This window comes from Pseudomonas sp. 1152_12 (assembly GCF_052850675.1).
This window is the reverse complement of record NZ_VXCW01000064.1, coordinates 1-367: the sequence shown is the minus strand read 5'-3', so window position 1 is coordinate 367 and position 367 is coordinate 1. Positions and strand designations below refer to the sequence as shown.

Annotated in this window: 1 protein-coding gene; it reads left to right on the top strand. The window is 50.7% G+C overall.

The genetic code is table 11. From position 1 onward, the window contains the following. Positions 1-340: ribonucleotide-diphosphate reductase subunit beta (locus FW764_RS28125; RefSeq protein WP_032873688.1), on the top strand; the 340-nt coding region annotated here is incomplete at its 5' end. Between the last annotated feature and the right edge of the window lie 27 nt (positions 341-367).

The following is a 367-nucleotide window of genomic DNA, read 5'->3' as shown; positions in this document are numbered from 1 at the left end:
TGTGATCAACCAGATCAAAATCGAAAACCCGCATTTGTGGGATGCCGAGATGAAAGAAGAAGCGACCCAGATGATCCTGCAAGGGACGCAGCTGGAGATTGAGTACGCGCGGGATACCATGCCGCGTGGGGTGTTGGGGATGAATGCGGCGATGATGGAGGATTACCTCAAGTTCATCGCGAACCGTCGTTTGTCGCAGATTGGGTTGAAGGAAGAGTATCCGGGGACGACTAACCCGTTCCCTTGGATGAGCGAGATTATGGACTTGAAGAAGGAGAAAAATTTCTTTGAGACTCGGGTTATTGAGTATCAGACGGGTGGGGCGTTGAGCTGGGATTGATATAGAGAAAAAAGCCACCTAAACGGG